18 protein-coding genes and 2 pseudogenes are annotated in these 20,367 nt (G+C 70.4%); 11 read left to right on the forward strand and 9 right to left on the reverse strand.

Annotated elements, in window-relative coordinates:
- Positions 1-772, reverse strand: a pseudogene (locus KN815_RS30765) (molybdopterin-binding domain-containing protein); the annotation flags it as partial.
- A 29-nt stretch (positions 773-801) separates the two neighbouring features.
- Positions 802-1,323: an SRPBCC family protein gene (locus KN815_RS30770; RefSeq protein ID WP_216345143.1), complete on the reverse strand. Its 522-nt coding sequence runs from the start codon at positions 1,321-1,323 to the stop codon at positions 802-804.
- 335 nt (positions 1,324-1,658) lie between these two features.
- Here KN815_RS30770 and KN815_RS50855 point away from each other — a divergent pair.
- The 3 genes and pseudogenes from KN815_RS50855 to KN815_RS30780 all read left to right on the forward strand — a co-directional run.
- Positions 1,659-2,522 (forward strand): annotated as a pseudogene (locus KN815_RS50855) (MFS transporter); the annotation flags it as partial.
- Positions 2,523-2,592: 70 nt separating this feature from the next.
- Positions 2,593-2,859, forward strand: a complete 267-nt coding sequence (locus tag KN815_RS50860) for an MFS transporter (protein WP_253209342.1) — start codon at positions 2,593-2,595, stop codon at positions 2,857-2,859.
- 161 nt (positions 2,860-3,020) lie between these two features.
- On the forward strand, positions 3,021-4,907 hold the full coding sequence (locus KN815_RS30780; RefSeq protein ID WP_216345144.1) for a LamG-like jellyroll fold domain-containing protein: 1,887 nt from the start codon (positions 3,021-3,023) through the stop codon (positions 4,905-4,907).
- A 144-nt stretch (positions 4,908-5,051) separates the two neighbouring features.
- On the opposite strand, the gene KN815_RS30785 is transcribed toward KN815_RS30780, so the two are convergent.
- Positions 5,052-5,414, reverse strand: a complete 363-nt coding sequence (locus tag KN815_RS30785) for a DoxX family protein (protein WP_216345145.1) — start codon at positions 5,412-5,414, stop codon at positions 5,052-5,054.
- Positions 5,411-5,896 carry a cupin domain-containing protein gene (locus KN815_RS30790; RefSeq protein ID WP_216345158.1) on the reverse strand — a complete coding sequence of 162 codons (486 nt, stop codon included), beginning with the start codon at positions 5,894-5,896 and terminating at the stop codon, positions 5,411-5,413. Before KN815_RS30790 ends, KN815_RS30785 begins: the two co-directional genes overlap by 4 nt.
- A 110-nt stretch (positions 5,897-6,006) precedes the next feature.
- Here KN815_RS30790 and KN815_RS30795 point away from each other — a divergent pair, with 110 nt between their 5' ends.
- On the forward strand, positions 6,007-6,858 hold the full coding sequence (locus tag KN815_RS30795; RefSeq protein ID WP_216345146.1) for a LysR family transcriptional regulator: 852 nt from the start codon (positions 6,007-6,009) through the stop codon (positions 6,856-6,858).
- 47 nt (positions 6,859-6,905) lie between these two features.
- Here KN815_RS30795 and KN815_RS30800 read toward each other — a convergent pair whose 3' ends face one another.
- The gene (locus KN815_RS30800; protein ID WP_216345147.1) at positions 6,906-9,041 is read right to left on the reverse strand and encodes an alpha-galactosidase; all 2,136 of its coding nucleotides are present in this window, start codon (positions 9,039-9,041) and stop codon (positions 6,906-6,908) included.
- A gap of 231 nt (positions 9,042-9,272) precedes the next feature.
- Between KN815_RS30800 and KN815_RS30805 the strand changes: the two genes are divergently transcribed.
- The 4 genes from KN815_RS30805 to KN815_RS30820 all read left to right on the forward strand — a co-directional run bounded on the left by KN815_RS30805 (position 9,273) and on the right by KN815_RS30820 (position 16,072).
- Positions 9,273-10,481: an ROK family transcriptional regulator gene (locus tag KN815_RS30805; RefSeq protein WP_216345148.1), complete on the forward strand. Its 1,209-nt coding sequence runs from the start codon at positions 9,273-9,275 to the stop codon at positions 10,479-10,481.
- A gap of 64 nt (positions 10,482-10,545) precedes the next feature.
- Entirely contained in the window at positions 10,546-12,375 is a 1,830-nt protein-coding gene (locus KN815_RS30810; protein ID WP_216345149.1) for an alpha-galactosidase D, read from the forward strand.
- 62 nt (positions 12,376-12,437) lie between these two features.
- On the forward strand, positions 12,438-14,861 hold the full coding sequence (locus KN815_RS30815; RefSeq protein WP_253209343.1) for a glycosyl hydrolase family 95 catalytic domain-containing protein: 2,424 nt from the start codon (positions 12,438-12,440) through the stop codon (positions 14,859-14,861).
- Positions 14,858-16,072, forward strand: a complete 1,215-nt coding sequence (locus tag KN815_RS30820) for an SGNH/GDSL hydrolase family protein (RefSeq protein WP_216345150.1) — start codon at positions 14,858-14,860, stop codon at positions 16,070-16,072. The genes KN815_RS30815 and KN815_RS30820 overlap by 4 nt, the downstream gene beginning before the upstream one ends.
- Positions 16,073-16,185: 113 nt before the next feature.
- Here KN815_RS30820 and KN815_RS30825 read toward each other — a convergent pair whose 3' ends face one another.
- From KN815_RS30825 to KN815_RS30840, 4 genes are read right to left on the reverse strand one after another with little or no spacing between them, the layout of a single operon-like run.
- Positions 16,186-16,740, reverse strand: a complete 555-nt coding sequence (locus KN815_RS30825) for an FAD-dependent oxidoreductase (protein ID WP_372458521.1) — start codon at positions 16,738-16,740, stop codon at positions 16,186-16,188.
- The gene (locus KN815_RS30830) at positions 16,668-16,886 is read right to left on the reverse strand and encodes a VOC family protein (protein ID WP_216345152.1); all 219 of its coding nucleotides are present in this window, start codon (positions 16,884-16,886) and stop codon (positions 16,668-16,670) included. Before KN815_RS30830 ends, KN815_RS30825 begins: the two co-directional genes overlap by 73 nt.
- Complete coding sequence (locus KN815_RS30835) at positions 16,867-17,334, reverse strand: DUF6924 domain-containing protein (protein WP_216345153.1); 468 nt, start codon at positions 17,332-17,334, stop codon at positions 16,867-16,869. Before KN815_RS30835 ends, KN815_RS30830 begins: the two co-directional genes overlap by 20 nt.
- Positions 17,327-17,833 (reverse strand): hypothetical protein, encoded by a 507-nt coding sequence (locus tag KN815_RS30840; RefSeq protein WP_216345154.1) that lies wholly within the window; start codon positions 17,831-17,833, stop codon positions 17,327-17,329. Before KN815_RS30840 ends, KN815_RS30835 begins: the two co-directional genes overlap by 8 nt.
- 151 nt (positions 17,834-17,984) lie before the next feature.
- On the opposite strand from KN815_RS30840, the gene KN815_RS30845 reads away from it, so the two are divergent.
- Genes KN815_RS30845 through KN815_RS30855 form a run of 3 tightly spaced genes read left to right on the forward strand, consistent with a single transcriptional unit; the run spans position 17,985 to position 20,120 of the window.
- Positions 17,985-18,440: a MarR family winged helix-turn-helix transcriptional regulator gene (locus KN815_RS30845; protein ID WP_216345155.1), complete on the forward strand. Its 456-nt coding sequence runs from the start codon at positions 17,985-17,987 to the stop codon at positions 18,438-18,440.
- The gene (locus KN815_RS30850; RefSeq protein WP_216345156.1) at positions 18,437-19,291 is read left to right on the forward strand and encodes an ATP-binding cassette domain-containing protein; all 855 of its coding nucleotides are present in this window, start codon (positions 18,437-18,439) and stop codon (positions 19,289-19,291) included. Before KN815_RS30845 ends, KN815_RS30850 begins: the two co-directional genes overlap by 4 nt.
- On the forward strand, positions 19,251-20,120 hold the full coding sequence (locus KN815_RS30855) for an ABC transporter permease (protein ID WP_216345157.1): 870 nt from the start codon (positions 19,251-19,253) through the stop codon (positions 20,118-20,120). The genes KN815_RS30850 and KN815_RS30855 overlap by 41 nt, the downstream gene beginning before the upstream one ends.
- Positions 20,121-20,367 lie beyond the last annotated feature (247 nt).

The following is a 20,367-nucleotide window of genomic DNA, read 5'->3' on the forward strand; positions in this document are numbered from 1 at the left end:
GCCCCGGCTCCGGCCCTGCCGAGGTTTCCACGCAGCATCAGGAAGTTCACGATCTCCCTGATGGTCGGGACACCGTGCCGGTGCTGTGTCACTCCCATGGCCCAGCAGACGATGATGCGCTCGCTGCCCAGGACGGCGTCCCGGACCTGCTCGATCTCGCGGAGGGTCAGCCCGGTCGCGGTCAGGATGTCGTCCCAGGCGATGGTGCGGACGTGCTGGGAGAACTCCTGGAACCCGCTGGTGCTGGAGTGGATGAAATCGTGGTCGAGTACGGTGCCCGGGAGGTGTAGAAGACCGCCTCGTCGGGGGAGTCCAGCGAGGTCAGCTCCGCGGAGATCAGCTTCAGGGCCTGATGCCAGCTAATCGGCTCGTAGTGATCCGCGTCCGGCCGCTTGACCATCGGCTCGGTGAGCCGGCCCTGCTGGTTCAGCCACAGGTCGGAACGGCGGCCGAGCTCGGAGACCGGATGCGTACGGAAGAAGTCGGCGGTGACGCGCCGCGCCGTCGCCTCGTCGTTGATGTGCTTGGCGCCGTTCTCGCAGTATTCGTTGCGGTGCCGGTGGCCGGGGGCGGGATCGGCCCAGGCGCAGCCGGGACAGTCGATGCCCGCCACCTGGTTCATGGTCAGCAGCGTCGTCGCGGTGCGCCGGACCGTCGTCTCCTCCAGGGAGTACTCCAGCGCATGGGTCACCGCGGGCACTCCCGCCGCCCACTTCTTGGGCGGCGTGGCGGAGAGCCGGTCATCCGGCCTGTGTCTCGGCGCCTTCTTCATCAGGTGTGTCTCGCTCTCTTGGGCGGGGGTCAGCCCACGGGCCAGCGCGCGACCCGGCTTCTCGGCGGTTCCGGTTCCGTCGGCTGTACATGTCCGTTGTGGATGGACCCCCGCCAGGCCCCGCTCTCCTGGCCCAGGCCCTCGATGAACTCCTTGAAGTGCCCGAGTTCCCTTCGGACCACACGGCGGGTGAGCCCGGAGGAGGCGTTCGTGAGAAGGGACGCGACTCTGCCCGGAGTGGTCTCGATGCGCACGGTGACCTGGGTGCGCTCCGGTGCCGTGGGGCGGAACGACACCTCACCCCAGTGGGAGGGGTGGCGCTCAAGGCAACGCCACACCACGGAGGAGTCCGGCCGCTGGTGCACGATCTCGGCCTGGAACGCGCAGCGCACCGGGCCGCACCGGATGACCCAATGGGTGATCGCGGGTCTGATCTGCTCGACCCGCTGCACCGCGGACATGAACCGCGGAAAGCTCTTGAACTGGGTCCATTGGTTGTAGGCAGTGCGTACCGGGACCGCGACCTCGATCGTCTCTTCGATGGTGTTCATGGCCCACCTGTCTCCAGATCTGCCCCCAGTGTCACCGCCCGACCAGCAGGTCGCCAGATGGATCTCCCTTCAATATGAATGACAATCTACAGTCAACCTATTATTTGACTGCATGAATTCATGCATGCTGGCGCCGTCCGAATGTGAACGGTCGGGAGGCAGGCGTGGCAGCGCACACGGAGGCGGCGGACGCGCGGACGGCAGGGGACCGGGATGCGGCGCCTGTGCCGGGCACCGCCTCGAAGGAGCCGCTCAACGGCTTCCACATCCGGGTGACGGCCACCACCTTCGGGGCGAACTTCTCCGACGGCTACGCCCTCGGTGTCATCGGCGCGGTGCTGTCCGCGCTCGGCACCGATATGCATCTGTCCGGCGTCTGGCAGGGCCTGCTCGGTGCCTCCGCCCTGATCGGCCTGTTCTTCGGCAGCATCCTGCTGGGGCGGGTGGCCGACGTGATCGGGCGCCAGAAGCTGTACCTCTACAACTTCGTGCTGATCGCGGTCGCCTCCGCCGCCCAGTTCTGGGCACACAGCCCACTCGTCCTCTTTCTGCTCCGGCTGGCGATCGGCTTCGGTCTGGGCGCGGACTACGCCGTCGGCCCGACCCTGCTCTCCGAGTTCGTCCCCAGCCGGCTGCGCGGTGTCCTGCTGGGCTCCCTCACCGTGCTGTGGACCGTCGGCTACGTACTGGCCAACGTCCTGGGCACCTACATCCCGATCAACGGCACCACCGCGTACTGGCTGCTGGCCAGCGGAGCGGCGCCCGCCCTGGCGGTGCTGCTACTGCGGATCGGTATCCCCGAATCCCCGAGCTGGCCGGCCGCCCGCGGCCGGGCCGCCGAGGCCGCGCGGATCCGCCGCACCTACCTGGGGCAGTCCGAGGCCACCGCCGCCGACGCGCAGGCCGCGGCCGCCGGCCAGCCGCCCGCCGCCCGGTACCGCGAGCTCTTCGCCCGCGGCCAGGCGACCAAGACCTGGTTCGGCGTCATCTTCTACAGCGCCCAGGTGCTGCCCTACTTCGCCATCTACACCTTTATGCCGCAGATCCTGGCCACCTTGCGGATCTCCGGGGCCGACACCCAGAACCTGGTGCTCAACCTGGCCCTGCTGCTCGGCGGCGTGGTCGGGCTGTGGCCGGTGCAGCGCCTGGGCCGCAGGCCGTTCACCATCGGCACCTTCACGATCCTCACCCTCTGTCTGGCGGCGATGGCCGTCCTCAGCGGCGCCTCCAGCGGGGCGCTGATGGTCCCCTTCCTGATCTACCTTCGTCATGGCCGGTGCCTCCACCATCACCCAGGTCTATCCGGCCGAGCTCTTCCCCACCGCGCTGCGCGGCTCCGGCGTCGGCTTCCTCAACGGCACCAGCAGGGTCGCCTCCGCCATCGGCACCTTCGTCCTGCCGGTCAGCCTGAGCCACTTCGGCGCGGGGTGGTCGATGGGCTGGATGGCGCTGGTGCTGCTGCTCGGCACGGTCGTCAGTGTGGCCTGGGCGCCGGAGACCCGTGACACCCTCACCGCCGAGGACCTGCACCACTGACGCCCGCGACGGACGGTCGCTCGGCGCTGCCCGGCCACACACGGAGGGGAGGTCATTCATGTGCTCTTCCCCATCCGTTGCCGGACATCTTCCTGTGTTTGCACTCATGGGCCCCATAACGTGCGCTCGATCCCCTCCGTCCCACCGTGTGGAGCAAGCGCATGTGCAGTCCCCATCAGACCCATGAGCCGCAGCCCGGAACCCGCCGCCGTACCTTTCTGCGCACCACCGGACTCGCCGGCGCGGGCCTGGCCATGACCGGGCTGGAGGCCGCGCCGCCCGCCGCCGCGGCGCCGGCCTCCGGCGCCGCGGGCGCACCCGCCTGGCACCCCGACCCCGAAAGCCCCAGATTCACCCTCGCCGTCATGCCGGACACCCAGTACCTCTTCGACGGCGAGAGCATCCACCCGGCGCCGGTGGAGGCGTCGTTCCGCTATCTCCTCAGCCACGCACGCGAGGAGAACATCGTCTTCCTGTCCCACCTCGGCGACCTCACCGAGCATGGACAGGTCACCGAATTCGGGCCGATCAGCCGGGCGTTCCGCCTCCTGGACGAGCGGGGCGCCGCCTACAGCGTGGTGGCCGGAAACCACGACCTCGACTCGTCCACCGACGACCAGCGGGGCCGCACGCCCTACCTGGACGCCTTCGGCCCCCGGCGGTTCCGCTCCTCGCCCTCGTTCCGCGGCGCCAGCCCGGACGGCTACAACACGTACCACACGTTCTCCGCCGCGGGCCGGGAATGGCTGGTGCTCGCCCTGGACTGGCGCCCTTCCGCGAAGGGCATCGCCTGGGCCCGGGAGGTCATCGCCAAACACCCCAAGACCCCGGTCATCCTCACCACCCATGAGCTGGTCTACGCGGACCACGAGGGCGATGAGGCGAGCTTCTCCGACCATGGACAGTCGCTGTGGGACGAACTGATCGCCGACCACGACCAGATATTCCTCACCCTCAACGGCCACTACTGGCCGCCGGCCCGCACCATCCGCAAGAACACCGCGGGCCACGACGTCCATCTGCACATCACCAACTACCAGGACCGCTACTACGGCGGCGCCGGGATGATCCGCCTCTACCAGTTCGACCTGGCCCGCAACACCATCGACGTCCGGACGCTCTCCCCGTGGATCATGGACCGCGCCGATGACCACCTCAACGAGCTGGAGCGCGGCGAGATCGAACGCACCGGCCCGCAGGACTACTTCAGCGTCCCCGTAGACTTCGAGCAGCGCTTCGCCGGGTTCGCCCCCGTCGCACCGCGCCCGGCCCGGCCCGCGTCCCGGCTGGTGATCCCCGGTACGGTGGCCTACTGGCGGTTCGACCAGGGCGGCCGGGACGGCACGCCCGTCGAGGACTCCATCCGGATCACCGATCACTCGGGGCGTGGCAACCACCTCACCAAGGTCACCGTCCCCGGCAGCCCCTCCGACGCCCTCACCTGGTCCGATGACCACCACCCTGACCAGCCGGGACACGGCAGCCTGGTCTTCCACGGCGACAAGTCCCCCTTGCGCGGCGCCTATCTGCGGACCGCCGACGGCGCCCCGTTGAACGGCGCCACTTTCCGCTCCGGTTACACCGTCGAGGCGTTCCTCAAAATGCCCGCCGACTGGGACAGCGGACGCAACGCCTGGTCCGCGCTGCTCAGCCGGCGGGGCCGCAGTGGCGACGCCGGAAAGACCGCCGGTGACGCGGAGGAGCCGGTGGTCACCCTCTCGCTGTCCGACGGCCATGCGTTCCAGTGGGCCGTCTATCCGCTGAACCAGGACGGCGTGGTCACCAACTGGAGCCATGAGCTGCCGCTGAACACCTGGTGGCATGCGGCGGTGGTGAACGACGGACGGCACACCACGCTGTATGTGAACGGCTGCCCGGTGGCGCGCAATCCCTCGACCCCGGCGACCGGCCTCACCACCCTCGGGCTGCCCTGGCTGCTGGGCGGCTATGAGTACGGCGGGAAGATCGACCAGATCATGCATGGCTGGATCGGCGACGTCCGCCTCGTGGACCGGGCACTGTCGGTGCGCGACTTCATGTCCTCCTGACCAAGGGCTCCGGGGACTCCAGGAAGGCCCGGGAGGGCCGCTGGAGTCCCCGGAGCCCCGGGCTCGGCGCGTCAGCAGCAGGACGGCTCTCACCGCTACACGAACGTCGCGGCACGGCTCATCGTTCGCCGACCGTGCCCGGAGTCACAGCCATGTCGTCGCCGGCCAGATGGTCACGGCCGCGGCGACGAGCAGCGTGATGTTGAGAGCGACCTGGCGGTCTCCGCGGATCAGATGGACCCTGGTCGCCCCGATCTGGAGGACCACGAACCCGATGGCCGCGGCCAGGGTCAGCCAGGGCGCGACGCCGGTCAGCGGCGGGAGGATCAGCCCGGTCGCGCCGAGCACTTCGATCACCCCGATGGCCCTGACGGCAGACATCGGCGTGGTGTCCACCCAGGCCATCATCGGCCGGAGCCGCTCACGGCTGCGGACCACCTTCAGCCCGCCCCCGTAGCAGTAGAAGAGAGCGAGCAGACCGGCGACGATCCAATAGGCGACGTTCACGATTCCGGCTCCGTCTTCCGGGCGAAGTCGGTGGCGGGCTCGGTGGCGTAGCGGCGCATCACCTGGATGTTCGCCTGCGGGGTCAGCGCCTGGCCGCCGGCGATCATGTCCTGTAGGTCCCGGAAGTACTGCACGTACAGGTCCGGTGTGAACGTGCTGAGCATGACGGCCGGTTGGTCGGTCGTGTTGGCGAAGGTGTGCGGGGCGCCGGGCGGGACCATCACGAGCGTGCCCGCGGGCGCGTCGTAGTCCTGTTCCCCGACGGTGAAGCGCACCGTGCCGGAGATGACGTAGAAGCCCTCGTCGTGCTGGGCGTGGCGGTGCTGTGGCGGTCCGGGGGTGTGCGGTGCGAGGACGGATTCGGCGATCCCGAGGCGGTGCCCGGTGTTGCTGCCGTCTTCGAGGATGCGCAGTCGCGTGGTGCCCAGGACGATCGTCTCGCCGTCGCCCGGGCCGACCACCGATACGGCGGGGTCGGCCATCGGCTCGCTGTTCTTCGGTTCATCAGTCACGTGTCAATTCCAGTGCCTGGGCACGGCGACTGTCCAAGACCCATGCTGTGGTGTCGATACCGTACGGGTATCGTGCCACCATGGAGCTACGGACACTGAGCTATTTCGTGGCGGTCGCCGAAGAACTCCACTTCGGCCGGGCGGCCATCCGGCTGCATATGAGCCAGCCGCCACTGAGCCGGGCGATCAAGCAACTGGAGACCGAGCTCGGTGCCGCGCTGCTTCGCCGATCGTCCGCCGGTGTGGCGCTCACTCCGGTGGGGGCGGTGCTGCTGGACGAGGCGCGCGCCCTGCTCGACCAGGCCGACCGGGTACGCGTACGCGTGGCCGCCGCGGCCGGCGCCGCCACCCTCACCGTGGGCCTGCTGGCCGACAGCGCCGACCCGGGCGCGTCCCGGCTGGCCGGTGCCTACTCCCGGCAGCACCCGGGCGTTGAGGTCCACATACGCGAGACCGACCTGACCGATCCCACCTGCGGGCTGCACGCCGGACTGGTCGACATCGCCCTGACCCGTGGGCCGTTCGACGAGACCGGCCTGACCGTGCACGAGTTGCGCACCGACCCGGTGGGCGCGCTGCTGCGCACCGACGATCCGCTGGCCCGCCGCGACAGCCTGAAACTGGCCGACCTCGCCGACCGCCGCTGGTTCCGGTTCCCGGCGGGCACCGACCCGCTCTGGCAGTCGTACTGGAACGGCGGGGAACCCCGGGTGGGCCCGGTGGTGCGCGGTGTCCAGGAATGCGTGCAGGCCGTCCTGTGGAACGGCACGGTCGGCATGACCCTGGTGGACCACGAACCGGCGGCGGGGCTCGCCGTGGTGCCGCTGATCGACATGCCGCCGAGCCGGGTGGTGGCGGCGTGGAACGAGGACGACACCAATCCACTGATCCGCTCCTTCGTCCGGATCGCCGTCGCCGCCTACCGCGACTGAGCCCCCGGCGGGCCACCGACTACGGCCAGTACGACACACCGGCGGTGTCAGCCATCGTCCTGATCCGTCCTGACCAGGTGTACGGCGGTGCTGGCCCAGTCGCCGGGCCGCAGGTCCGGATGGAATCCGTACTCGGCGAGCACGGTGGCATGGTGCACCTCACCGGTGCGGGTGTCGCGGTAACGGGCGCCGGGGGTGAGCCCGCGCAGCCGCACCGGCAGCCGCGGGACCCCGTGGCGCGGGCCGCGCTGCCAGGCCAGTACCAGGGTCTCGGTGGCGTCCTCGGCGGCGTACTGCACCACGGTCGGCAGCTCGCCGTGCGGCCCGGACAGCCGGTACAGGGCGCCGAACTGGACGAGGTGGCGCACCCGCTTGTACTCGGCCACCAGCTCGGCGCCCTCGGCGAGCTCCTCCTCCGACCAGCGGGTCAGATCGCCGCCGATGCCCAGCAGCCCGCACATGGCCACATGGAAGCGGAACCGCAACGGCACGGTGCGGGAGGTGAGTTGATGGGGCACGTCGGTCACCCACGCGGACATCGTGCGCGCCGGATGGAGCTGACCGAAGCCGTGCTGGATGACCAGGCGGTCGACGGCGTCGGTGTTGTCCGACACCCACGCCTGGTCCGTACGGGTGAGGATGCCCAGATCGACGCGTCCGCCACCGCCGCTGCACGTCTCGATGCGCAGCCCGGCATGGTCGGCCCGCAGCCGGTCGAGGACGCCGTACAGATTGGCCACATAGCCCGTCCACAGCCGGTCGTGGCCGTCCGGGGGGCCGGGCCAGCCGGCCTCGCTGAAGGCGCGGTTCATGTCCCACTTGAGGAAGTCGATGCCGTGGTCCGCGACCAGCCGGGTCAGCCAGCCGTACGCCCAGTCGGCGACGTCGTTGCGGGCGAAGTTCAGCACGAGCTGGTTGCGCAGCTCGCTGCGGGCCCGGCCGGGGGCGTGCAGAACCCAGTCGGGGTGCGCACGGTACAGGTCGCTGTCGGGGTTGACCATCTCCGGCTCCACCCAGATGCCGAAGCGCATGCCCAGCCGGTGCACCGTGTCGGCCAGGGGGCCGAGCCCCTCGGGGAAGCGGTCCTGGGCGGGTGTCCAGTCGCCGAGCCCCGCGTGGTCGCTGCGCCGGGCCCCGAACCAGCCGTCGTCGACGACGTACAGCTCCACGCCCAGGGCGGCGGCCCGCTGGGCCAGCGCCTTCTGGTTCGCCTCGTCCACGTCGAAGCCGGTGGCCTCCCAGGAGTTGTAGAGCACGGGTGCCACCTCACTCCCGTGCGGCAGGACGTGGCGCAGCGTGTACGCGTGCCAGGCCCGGCTCGCCGCGCCGAACCCGCCGTCCGTGAACAGCCCGGCGAACACGGGGGTGATGAATTCCTCGCCCGGCGCGAGCGGCACGCAGGTGCCCTCGTGGCCGACGCCGCCGGAGAACCCCGCGCGTCCGTCCGGTGTGCGCTGGACGGTGATGCGCCAACTCCCGCTCCAGGCAAGGGCCGCGCCGAACACCCGGCCGTGCTCCTCGGCGGCGTCACCCGCGTCCACCATCACCCAGGGAGCGGCGTGGTGGCCGGTGATGCCACGCCGGCTGGTCAGCACGGTCTCCCCGTACGGCAGGTGTTCGCGGCGCAACTGGCTCTCCGCGGACCACTGGCCGGTGACATGGCTGAGCCGGTAGTCGGCCGTCGCCGGCAGGGACCAGGCGGCCGAGTCGGCCCGCACCAGGCCGAGGTGCTGGTCACCGTCGTTGCTCAGCACCGTCCAGCGCTCGATGACATCCGTGTCGTCCCGCACCCTGTAGTGGAGGGCGACGCGCAGCGGGTAGTGGCGGTCGCGGAATTCCAGCGAGAGTTCGCGGACGCCGTCGGACGGCGCGAGGACGCGGTGTCCGGTCGGCTGCCACTCGAAGGCGCGGGAGCCGTCCGCGTAGCGGACCTGGAGGGAGGGCGTGCCGTAGCGGGTGCCGCCGTCGACCGGCAGTTCCTCGCCCACCGCGGGCCGTCCCTCGAAGCTGCTCGCCGCCTCCCCGGCGGGCACGACCAGCTCCGTCGCCTCCCGCAGCGTCAGCCGCGGTCCCCATGCGAGGTGGCAGGGCGCGCCCGTGTCATCGATGCGCAGGGCGTATGACGTACGGGGAGTGGTCAGCAGCCACACCCCGGTGTCCGGGGCACGGGAGATCGTCGGCATCGGGCCTCATGTTCGGGAGACGGACGGGGGAGCGGCGGGTGTCGCCCGCGGATGCGGAGCGCTCGGTGACGAGGACAAGAATCGCCCCGTAAGCCAACGAGACCTTCGATCGCATGTCAACACCCGGTGTATGGCTGGCTTTGGAGCCGAGATCGAGGCTCACAGGCAATCCTCAGGAGATTCCTGCTTCTTTCATTGACAGCGGAAAATAAGGAGCCTAGGTTCCCGGCCATGGCCTCGCCCCCTGCCGTCGAGTCGTTCCCCGCGAACACGTCGGCCGCCGCGCAGATCTTCACCACGGTCCTGTCCCAGGGTCCTCTCACGCGTATGGAAGTGGCGCGGCGGGCGGGGCTGTCGGCCGCGGCCGTCACCAAGGCGGTCCGTCCCCTGATCGAGGCCGGCTACCTGGTGGAGGACGTGGACGAGGACGCGCGCCCGGCGCTCGGGCGGCCCGCGAACCTGGTGCGGGTGGACGGTGGCCGTGCGCTGTTCATCGGGGTCAAGGTGACCGGAGACAAGCTCATCGGTGTGCTCACCGACCTGTGCTGCCGGATCCTGGTCGCCCGGCACATCCCCCTCGCCGCCCGGGACCCCAAGGCGGTGCTGGGGCCGGCCACCGAGCTGGTACGGGAACTGCTCATCGAAGCGGACGGTCTCGGCGTGCGCGTCGCGGGTCTGGGCATGGCCGTCTCCGGGGATGTGGACCGCGCGGAGGGCGTCGTGCGCTACTCGCCCTTCCTGGAGTGGCGCGATGTGCCGCTCGCCGAACTCGCCGCCATGACCACGGGGCTGCCGGTCACCGTCGACAACGATGTGCGCGCGCTGACCGTGGCCGAGCAGTGGTTCGGGGCGGGCGTGGGACTTTCCGGCTTCGCCGTCGTGACGGTCGGCGCGGGCATCGGCTGCGGCCTCGTGGTCCACGGCAGGGTGGTCGCCGGGGCCCACGGGGTGGCCGGCGAGATCGGACACGTCACCGTCGACCCGGCGGGCCCCCGCTGCCACTGCGGCAACCGTGGCTGTGTGGAGGCCATCGCGAGCGACGACGCCATCGTCCGGCAGATGCGCGCGGCCACGGGGGTCCAGGTGGCCGACGCGGTCCAGGCCGCCTCACTGGCCCACGACGGCGTCGCCGGGGCGCGGGAGATCTACGCACGGGCGGGCGACGCCATCGGCCGTGGCATCGCCACCGTGGCCAATCTGCTCGGCCCCGAACGCGTGATCATCTCCGGTGAGGGCCTGGCCGCCTACGACCTGTTCGCCGACCACATCCGTACCGCCTTCGCCGCGGCGGCCTTCGGCTCCGCGGCGCAGTGCGATGTGCGGACCCGGCCACTGCCCTTCGACGAATGGGCCCGCGGCGCCGCGGCCACCGCCATCCAGTCCTTCATCAGGTCGGACGCCAACCAGCACACACGAGGCCGAGCCCCCTCGCCGCCGTAGCACCGAATCCCGCCGCGTCTCCCGCCACCCCTTCCCCGGACCACACCTCCAGGAGGTAGGACCCATGCGGTCATCCTCGTACCCCCTCATGCCCGTACGCGGTCTGAGAACCGTCGTCGTCCTGGCCCTCGCCGTGGGCTTCGCCACCGCCGTCCCGGCGGCGCAGGCACAGCCCGGCGGCAACAAGGCCACCCCGGCATCCCCGACTGGCCCGGCCGCCGTCGCCGCCAAGCCCTATATGGGCTGGACCAGTTGGAGCATGCAGTCCTCGAAGTACCCGGGGCTCAACCCGGACGGCGACTACAGCTACCTCACCGAGGCGAACGTCCTCAAGCAGACCGACGCCATGGCCGCCAAGCTGAAGAAGTACGGCTACGAGTACGTCAACATCGACGCCGGATGGTGGCGCGACTACGCGTGGACACCCGAGTTCGACGAGTACGGCCGGCAGAAGGCCGATCCGGTGCGCTTCCCCAGCGGCATGAAGTCGGTCGCCGACCATATCCACTCCAAGGGTCTCAAGGCCGGTATCTATCTGCCCGTCGGCCTGGAGAAGGAGGCATACGGCGGGGGCAAGGTGCCGATCTGGAACGCCGAGGGCTGCACCACCGCCGATATCGTCCACGACGACCTGCGCACCACCAATGGCTGGGACAGCGCGTACAAGATTGATTTCTCCAATCCCTGCGCACAGAAGTACATCGACTCCCAGGCGCGGCTGTTCGCAGACTGGGGCTATGACTTCCTCAAGCTCGACGGCGTGGGCCCGGGCTCCTTCAAGAGCGGCGACAACTACGACAACGTCGCCGACGTGGCCGCCTGGCAGAAGGCGATCGCCGCCACCGGCCGCCCGATCCACCTGGAGCTGTCCTGGTCCCTGGACATCGGACACGCCGCCGACTGGAAGAAGCACTCCAACGGCTGGCGCATCGACACCGACGTCGAGTGCTACTGCAACACGCTGGTCAGTTGGGAAAACTCCGTGGACGACCGCTGGAGTGACGCCCCTGCCTGGACCCGGCACGCCGGTCCCGGCGGCTGGAACGACCTCGACTCCCTCGACGTGGGCAATGGCGAGATGGACGGCCTGACCAAGGCCGAGCGGCAGAGCTACGCCACGTTGTGGGCCATCGCCAAGTCCCCGCTCTACACCGGCGACGACCTGACCAGGCTGGACTCCTACGGCCTGTCCCTGCTGACCAACCGCGAGGTCATCGCCGTCAACCAGGGCGGCAACGCGCCCGCGCAGCCGGTCACGCCGTCCGACCCACAGCAGGTGTGGGCCGCGAAGAACAGCGACGGCACCTACACGGTCGCCCTGTTCAACCTCGCCGACAAACCGGCCTCGGTGACCGCCGACTGGTCGACGCTCGGCTTCACCGGCAAGGCCGCGGTCCGGGATCTGTGGAACCACGAGAGCCTCGGCAGCCACCAGGACAGGATCACCGAGGCCCTGCCCGCCCATGGCTCCCGCCTCTTCACGGTCACCCCGCGCGGCGACGCGCTCACCTGGACCGGCATCGAGGCCGAGTCGTCCGCGAACACCCTCAGCGGCAACGCCTCCGTCGCCGACTGCCCGGCCTGCTCCGACGGCCACAAGGTCGGCAACCTCTACACCGGTGGCAAGCTGACCCTCAACAACGTGCTCGTCGACAAGGCCGGCACCTACCAGATCAAGGTCGCCTACATCAGCGGGGACGCCCGCTCCGTCGCCGTCTCGGTGGGCGGCGGCGGCGCCACCAGCCATGCGTTCCCCTCGACCGGCGACTGGTCCACCGTCAGCAGTGTCCATGTACCGGTGGCGCTCAAGGCCGGCTCCAACACCATCACCTTCGACAGCGGTTCCGGCTACGCGCCCGACATCGACCGGATCGACGTACCGAAGTCCTCCTGAACCCCCGAGGGGGCCCGGCCCCGGCCGGGCCCCCTCGCCCATCTCAGACGCCTGGAGCCGCCATGAACCCCCGCCCGACCCACGACGGCAGTGACCCCAGCAGAGAGCCCGGCAGAGCCCCCGGCAGTGACCCCAGCAGAAGAACCGCGCTGTCCCTCGCGGCGACGGCCGGACTCACCGCCGCCCTCGGTGCCCTGCCCGCCTTCACCGCCTCCGCCGCACCCCGGCGCCCGGCCGACACCCCGCCGCTCACCGGCACAGCACACGACCAACTGTGGTGGCAGGCCCCTGGCGACGAGGGCTCCCTGATCGAGCAGGGCCTGCCGGTCGGCAACGGCCGCCTCGGCGCCCTCGCGAGCAACGACCCCGGCCGCGAACTGCTGCTGATCACCGACGCCACGATGTGGACCGGCGGCCTCAACGACATCCTCGACGCCGACGGCCAATTCCCCTACGGCCGGGGCGACTTCGGTTCCTTCACCCTGCTCGCCCGGCTCACCGTGGACATCCCCGACCACGACCTGTCCGGTGTCAACGGATACCGCCGCACCCTCGACCTCGCCCAGGGACTGGTCACCAGCTCCTACGTCCGCTCCGGAGTCACCTACCGGCGCCAGGTCTTCGCCAGCCACCCCGACGACGCGATCGTCCTGCACTTCACCCAGAGCGGCGGCGGCCACTACACCGGCACCCTCACCCTGGGCGGCACCCACGGCGAAAAGCCCTCGAACGCCGAGTCGTTCGGCGCGTCCTTTCCGGGCGGCCTGCGGTACGGGGCGGCGGTCACGGCATACGGCAGCGGCGGCCGGGTCCGCGTCAACGGCACCCGCATCGACTTCTCCGGCTGCGCGGACCTCACGGTGGTGGTCAGCGGCGGCACCAACTATGTGCCCGACGCCGAGCGCGCGTACCGCGACCCCTCCCTCGACCCCGAGAAGCTGGCCCGCACCAAGGTCCGCGCCGCCGCCCGGCACTCGGCGGACACCCTGCGCCGCACCCACATCGCCGACTACCGCGGCCGGTACGAGAAGTTCACCCTCTCCCTCGGCACCTCAACGGACGCCCAGCGGTCCCTGGACACCTGGGAGCGGCTCACGGCACGCGCCCGGGACGGTGTGCCCGACCCCGAACTGGAGGCCGCCTACCTCCAGTACAGCCGCTACCTGATGATCTCCGGCTCGCGCGACAGCCTTCCGCTGAACCTCCAGGGGCTGTGGCTGGACGGCAACGACCCGGACTGGATGGGCGACTACCACACCGACATCAACATCCAGATGAACTACTGGATGGCCGACCGGGCGGGCCTGTCCTCCTGCTTCGACGCCTTCGCCGACTACTGCCTCGCCCAGCTTCCGTCCTGGACCGAGGTCACCCACGACCGCTTCAACGACCCGCGCAACCGCTACCGCAACTCCACCGGGAAGGTCGGCGGCTGGGCCGTGGCCTTCTCCACCAACATCCACGGTGGAAGCGGCTGGTGGTGGCATCCCGCGGGCAACGCCTGGCTGAGCAACAGCCTGTACGAGCACTACGAGTACACCCGGTCGCGGGCGTATCTGGCGAAGATCTACCCCCTGCTGAAGGGCGCCTGCGAGTTCTGGGAGGCGCGGCTGATCACCACCACCCTCCCCGGCACCTCGAAGGAGGTGCTGATCGACGACAGCGACTGGTCGCCCGAACACGGCCCGCAGGACGCCAAGGGCAACACCTATTCCCAGGAACTGGTGTGGGCGCTGTTCGGCAACTTCGCCGCCGCGGCCGCCGAGCTGAAGAAGGACACCGGCTACGCGGAGGCGATCACCTCGCTGCGCGAGAAGCTGTATCTGCCGGAGGTGAGCCCGAAGTCCGGATGGCTCCAGGAGTGGATGTCCCCCGACAACCTCGGCGAGACCACCCACCGCCATCTGTCCCCCCTGATCGGCCTGTTCCCCGGCGACCGCATCCGCCCCGACGGCTCCACTCCAAAGGAGATCGTGGACGGGGCCACCGCCCTGCTCACCGCCCGCGGCATGAACAGCTTCGGCTGGGCCAACGCCTGGCGCGCCCTGTGCTGGGCGCGGCTGAAGAACGCCGACAAGGCATACCAGCTCATCGCCAACAACCTGCGCCCCTCCATCGACGGCAGCAACGGCACCGCGTTCAACCTCTTCGACATCTACGAGGTCGAGAAGGGCCGTGGCATCTTCCAGATCGACGCCAACTTCGGCACCCCGGCCGCCATCAGCGAAATGCTGCTGTACTCGCGCCCCGGCCACCTGGAGCTGCTCCCCGCCCTGCCCGACGCCTGGGCCGCCGCCGGCTCGGTCACGGGACTGGCCGCGCGGGGCGGCTTCGTCGTCGATCTGCGCTGGAAGCGGGGGGTACCGACGTCGGTCCGCATCCACAGCGTCGGCGGCCACACCACGACAGTGGCCCACGGCGGCACCTCCCGTACGATCCGCCTGGCGCCCGGCGAGTCCCGCACGCTGAAGGGCCTCGCCCGATGACGGCCCGCCGCGCCGCCCTCGGCGGCGTGGCCGCCGCACTGCTCGCGGCCGCCGCCCTCCAGGCCACTTCCGCCGAGGCGGCGGGCGGTCGGCACTCCGTCGTCACCTGGGCGGCGAGCGCGGATCGCCTGGGGGACGGGACACCGGACCGCGGCTACCGGATGGTCGTGCACACCAGCGCCGCCGGGAGCGATCTGCGCATCCGCCTCTCCAACGCCTTCGGCGACCGGCCGCTGACCCTCGACAGCGTCTACGCCGGTGTCCAGAAGTCGGGTGCCGAGCTGAAGCCGGGCAGCAACCGGCGGCTGACCTTCGGCGGCGGGCACACCGTCACCATCCCGGCGGGCGAGGTTGTCTTCAGCGACGCCCTGCCCGGCAGCCTGCCCGCCGCGACCAACCTGGTCATCAGCCTCCACACCCCCGATGCGTCCGGTCCGGCCACGGGCCACGGGATGGCGATGCAGACGTCGTACACGACCCAGGGCGATCACACCGGAGAGGAGAGCGCCACGCACTGGACGGACACCACCGGCTCCTGGTTCTACCTCGACGCCGCCACCGTCCGCACATCCGCCGCCACCGGCGCCGTGGTGGCGCTCGGCGACTCCATCACCGACGGCTGGCAGTCCACCACCGATCTCAACCGCCGCTGGCCCGACTATCTCGCGCGCCGGTTGGAAAAGGCGGCCACCGGCGTCAGGGGAGTGGCGAACGAGGGGATCTCCGGCAACAAGGTCCTCGCCGACGGCGCCGGGCAGAGCGCCCTGAACCGGCTCGACCGCGATGTCCTGTCCCTCCCGGGCGTGCGGACCGTGTTCCTCTTCGAGGGGGTCAACGACATCAAGGCGCACACCGGCGTCACCGCCACGGACATGATCGACGGCTACCGCCGGATCATCGCCCGGGCGCACGCGGCCGGGAAGTGCGTGGTCGGCGCCACCGTGGGCCCCTTCAAGGGCTGGTCCGAATGGGACGCGGCCGCCGAGCGGGTACGCCAGGACGTCAACGCCTTCGTCCGAAGCAGCGGCGAGTTCGACGCGGTCACCGACTTCGACCGTGTACTGCGCAGCCCGTACGACCCCGAGCGGGTGCTGCCGTTCCTCGACAACGGCGACCATCTGCACCCCAACGACAAGGGGATGCAGGCGATGGCCGACGCCGTCGACCTCACCGCACTCGACTGCGCCGGCGGCCCGCGCTCCACGGACTGAACACGGGCCGCCGGGCGGCCGGGCGCGGCCCGTGGAACACCGCGCCCGGCCACTCGGCTCGATGGGCTGCGCCGGTCATGCCGCTGCCGTCGCCGAGGACCGGCGCGCCCGTCTCACTGCTCGTCCGGGCGGCGTGCCGGAAGCGGCGGGGACAGAATCTCGCCCGAGGCGAAGCGGCCCGGCCGGAAGTCCTTCAGCAGGGGGGACTCACGGCCGTAGAGCTCGTCCGCGACCAGGCGGCCGAGCAGCGGGGCCAGGGTGATGCCACTGTGGGTCGCCACCACGTAGAACGGAACGTCGGTGGCGGGGAAGCCCGCCACCGTGAAACCGTCGCCCGGCATGGCGCGTTGGCCGACCCGGACCTTCTCCACGACGGTGCCCTCGGCGGCGTTCAGCACCTCGGGCAGACGGGCCAGCATGCTGGTGGCGATCTCACCATCGGGCGGGTACGCCGTGGCGGGGTCCGCGGACGCGTCCAGGTCCAGGGCCTGGAGCGGCAGACGGCCACCGCCGTCGGGGCGGACGTTGAGCCGCGGGCCGGTCAGCACGCGGGACAGCCGCGCGGCGCGCTGGTGACGCGCCCTCGGGCGCCTCGTCAGCCGTTGGCGCCCGGGCCCGGAGGCTGGACCAGCTTCACAAGGGTTCCGTCCTGGGCGTCCCGCAGGCAGGCGAAGCGGACACCGGCGTGGTCGCCCGCGGTCATGGCCCGCGACGGCGCGACGGCTTCCCATCCGGCCGGGGCCGCCCGGGCGAGGATGGCGTCGATGTCGTCCACGGTGAGCACCGGGTTCGGCTCACAGGCGGAGGACGCCATCCGCGGAGAGTGCCGCGTGATAGGCGAATTCCCAGAAGTCCATATGTCCGATGGCCAGGTTGACATGCATCAAATTGACCTCCGGGGGCGCCAGCCGGAATTCGCGGTCGAGCTCCAGGTCTCCGTCCTCCAGCTCCTGGCCTCTGGTCGAAACCGCGAGCAGGGGGTGGTCGCCGGTCATGGTGGCGGCATCGGCCAAGAACACGACTTCGAGCGCGGGTTCGGCGGCGGCCGCGGATATCACGTCATCCGGACTCGCCCCGGCGAACGCACGGTCGTCGACCAGGAAGGTGCGCACCTCGAAGCCGTTGTCGTCGGGCTGGTTGAGCAGGTCGACGACGGTGCGCCACGCCGCCTCGTCCGAGTAGTCCGTGCGCACGACAAGGGCTTCGGACTCGAAGTCGTGATGGGTGAAATCGATGGCCGGTGGCATGGCGGGGTTACGCATGGGAAGTCCTCTTCTCATCGCTCGATGTCGCTCCTGCCTTTTCCGGTGAGAATCGCAGCAGCGTGACCGAGTGTGCTGGGAACGTCAAGGTCAGGGGGTGCCGTGGGCCGTGGTACGAGAACGGCGCCATGATCTCCGGTGTCCAGTTGAACAGGTTGGAGGAGGTGCCGCCGGGATACCGGAGCATCCCGACCCCGGCCTTCTTGATCTTTCCGACGATGCCCGGGGCCGGGTGGTTGTGCTCCGAATCCCACATCCCGTAGGCGTCGTCGTACCACTTGGCCCCGTTCACACCGGTCATGAAGGGGCTGACCGTGAACGATCGCCGCTGGGCGTCGGCGGCGACGACCGGCACGCCACCCCGGCCGCTCGATCCCGTCAGGTCGTCCGGGGTGCACCCGGTGCCCAGGGCGCCGGCCACCCCGGCCGCCGCGCCGTACAGGAAGTGGCGCCGGCCCATCCCGTGCCGTCCTGTCCCGTGCCGACGTAACTCACTCATATCGGTCCCTCTGTTCCCTGGACGATCTTCGTTTTTCCATGGGCACGGGACGGTAGGGGATGGCCTTGTGCGGTTCTTGTGAGGTGATCTGCCGGACCTCGACCGGTCCGGGTGTTGAAAATTACCTCTCAGTGAGAGGTAAACTGGAGGCATGGCCACAGAGGAGTTCCCCGAGTCGTTCGCCGATGTGCTGGGCGGCGTCCAGCGGCTGATCCGGCGGCGGCTGCGGGCCGGGATGACGGAGCCGCGGCTGCGCGGTGCCCAGGTGGAGCTGTTGCGGCTGGTCATGGCCCACCCCGGGATCCGGGTGTCGGCCGCGGCCAAGGAGCTCTACCTCGCGGGCAACTCGGTCTCCACCCTCGTCAACCAGCTCGTGAAGGCGGGCTATCTGCACCGCGAGACCGATCCGGAGGACCGGCGCTCCGCACGGCTGACGGCCACCCCCGCCGCCGAGACCCGGCTGCGGGAGTGGCACGCACGGCGCGGCGCACTGGTCCGCGAGCAGGTGGCGCGGCTGTCCGAGAGCGAGCGGGCGGCGCTGGCCGCGGCCGTTCCGGCGCTGCGCAAACTGGCCGAGAACCTTCATGAGGAGGTGGAAGGGATATGACCGACGCCCCGGAAAGCACGGCTCCGGTCGCGCTCGTCTGCGAGGGTCTGCGGTACGCGTTCGGGGAGACCAAGGCGGTCGACGACCTGGCGCTGTCGGTCCGGGCGGGCGAGGTCTTCGGGCTGCTCGGACCCAACGGAGCGGGCAAGACCACCGCGATCCGCTGCATCACCACACTGCTGCCGGTCCCCACCGGGATGGTGCGGGTGTTCGGGCACGACGCGGCGAAGGAGCGGATGGCCGTCCGCCGGCTGCTGGGCTATGTACCGCAGCAGCTCTCCGCCGACGCCGGGCTCACCGGCCGGGAGAACGTGGAGCTGTTCGCCCGCGTCTTCGACGTCACCCGCCGGGAGCGGGCCGACCGCGTGGCGCGGGTGCTGGCGGCGGTGGACCTCACCTCGGCGGCCGACCGGCTCGCCAAAACGTACTCCGGCGGCATGGTCCGCCGCCTGGAGCTGGCCCAGGCGCTGGTCAGCGCACCCCGGCTGCTGATGCTGGACGAGCCGACGATCGGCCTGGACCCGATCGCCCGGACCAGCGTCTGGGAGCACATCAACGCGGTACGGGCGGCCACCGGGATGACCGTGCTGGTCACCACGCACTACATGGACGAGGCCGACCAGTACTGCGACCGGGTCGCGCTGATGCACCGCGGCCGGATCCACGCACTCGGCACGCCCGGCGAGCTCCGCTCCGAGCTGGCCGGCCGCCGCCGGGCGGAAGGCGAGGCCGATCCGAAGCCGACTCTGGAGGACGTCTTCCGGGACGTCGCCGGAAGCGGTCTCGACGAGCAGGGAGGAGATTTCCGCGATGTCCGAAGCACCCGTCGCACCGCGTCCCGGGTCGGCTGATGCCGCCGGGCTCGTCCCGGACGGACGGCCCGATCCGCTGCTGACCCCGCCGCGCGCCCGCGCCGGCTGGCGGGTGCTGCCCGCGCGGGTCATCGCCATGTGCGTGGTCGAGCTCCAGAAGCTGCGGCACGACCGCACCGAGCTGTACACCCGGGCGGTCCAGCCCGCCCTGTGGCTGCTGATCTTCGGCGAGACCTTCACCCGGCTCAAGGCCATACCGACGGGCGGCACGCCGTACATCGACTATCTCGCGCCAGGCATCATCGCCCAGTCCGCGATGTTCATCGCCATCTTCTACGGGATCCAGATCATCTGGGAGCGGGACGCCGGTATCCTCACCAAACTGCTGGTCACCCCCACCCCGCGGGCCGCCCTGATCACCGGCAAGGCATTCGCCTCCGGAGTGAAGGCGCTGATCCAGGCGGTCGTGGTGATCGTCATCGCGGCGCTGCTCGGAGTGGCGCTGACCTGGAATCCGCTGCGGCTCCTCGGGGTGGCCGTCGCGGTGATCCTGGGCTCGGCCTTCTTCTCCTGCCTGTCGATGACCATCGCCGGAATCGTGCTGACCCGCGACCGGCTGATGGGCATCGGGCAGGCCATCACCATGCCGCTGTTCTTCGGCTCCAACGCGCTGTACCCGGTGGCGCTCATGCCCGGCTGGCTCCAGGCCGTCAGCACCGCCAATCCGCTGAGCTACCAGGTCGATGCCCTGCGTGGATTGCTGCTGGGCACTCCACACCATCTCGCACTCGACTACGGCGTCCTGGTCCTGGCCGCCGCGGCCGGTATCACGGCGGCCTCCTCGCTGCTGGGGCGGCTGGCGCGCTGACCCGGGCGGTGCGCGGGAGCGCCGCAGCGCGGTGTGCGGTGGAACGGATCCACACCGTACCGTCGCCGGGACAGTGGCCACCGGGCCCTACGAGCACGAGAGACATCTCGCGTGCGTAACAAGTCAAGCCGCCGTGGCCAGAGCCGCTGAAGGACCGGAGGTGAACGCGTGTTGCTCGTCGAAGAGCTGTCGGCTCTGCAGGCAGTGGTAGAGCTGTCCGATCATCCGGTTGAACAGGTGCCGCTGG

The organism is Streptomyces niphimycinicus (assembly GCF_018883605.1).
Classification (GTDB): Bacteria; Actinomycetota; Actinomycetes; order Streptomycetales; family Streptomycetaceae; genus Streptomyces; species Streptomyces niphimycinicus.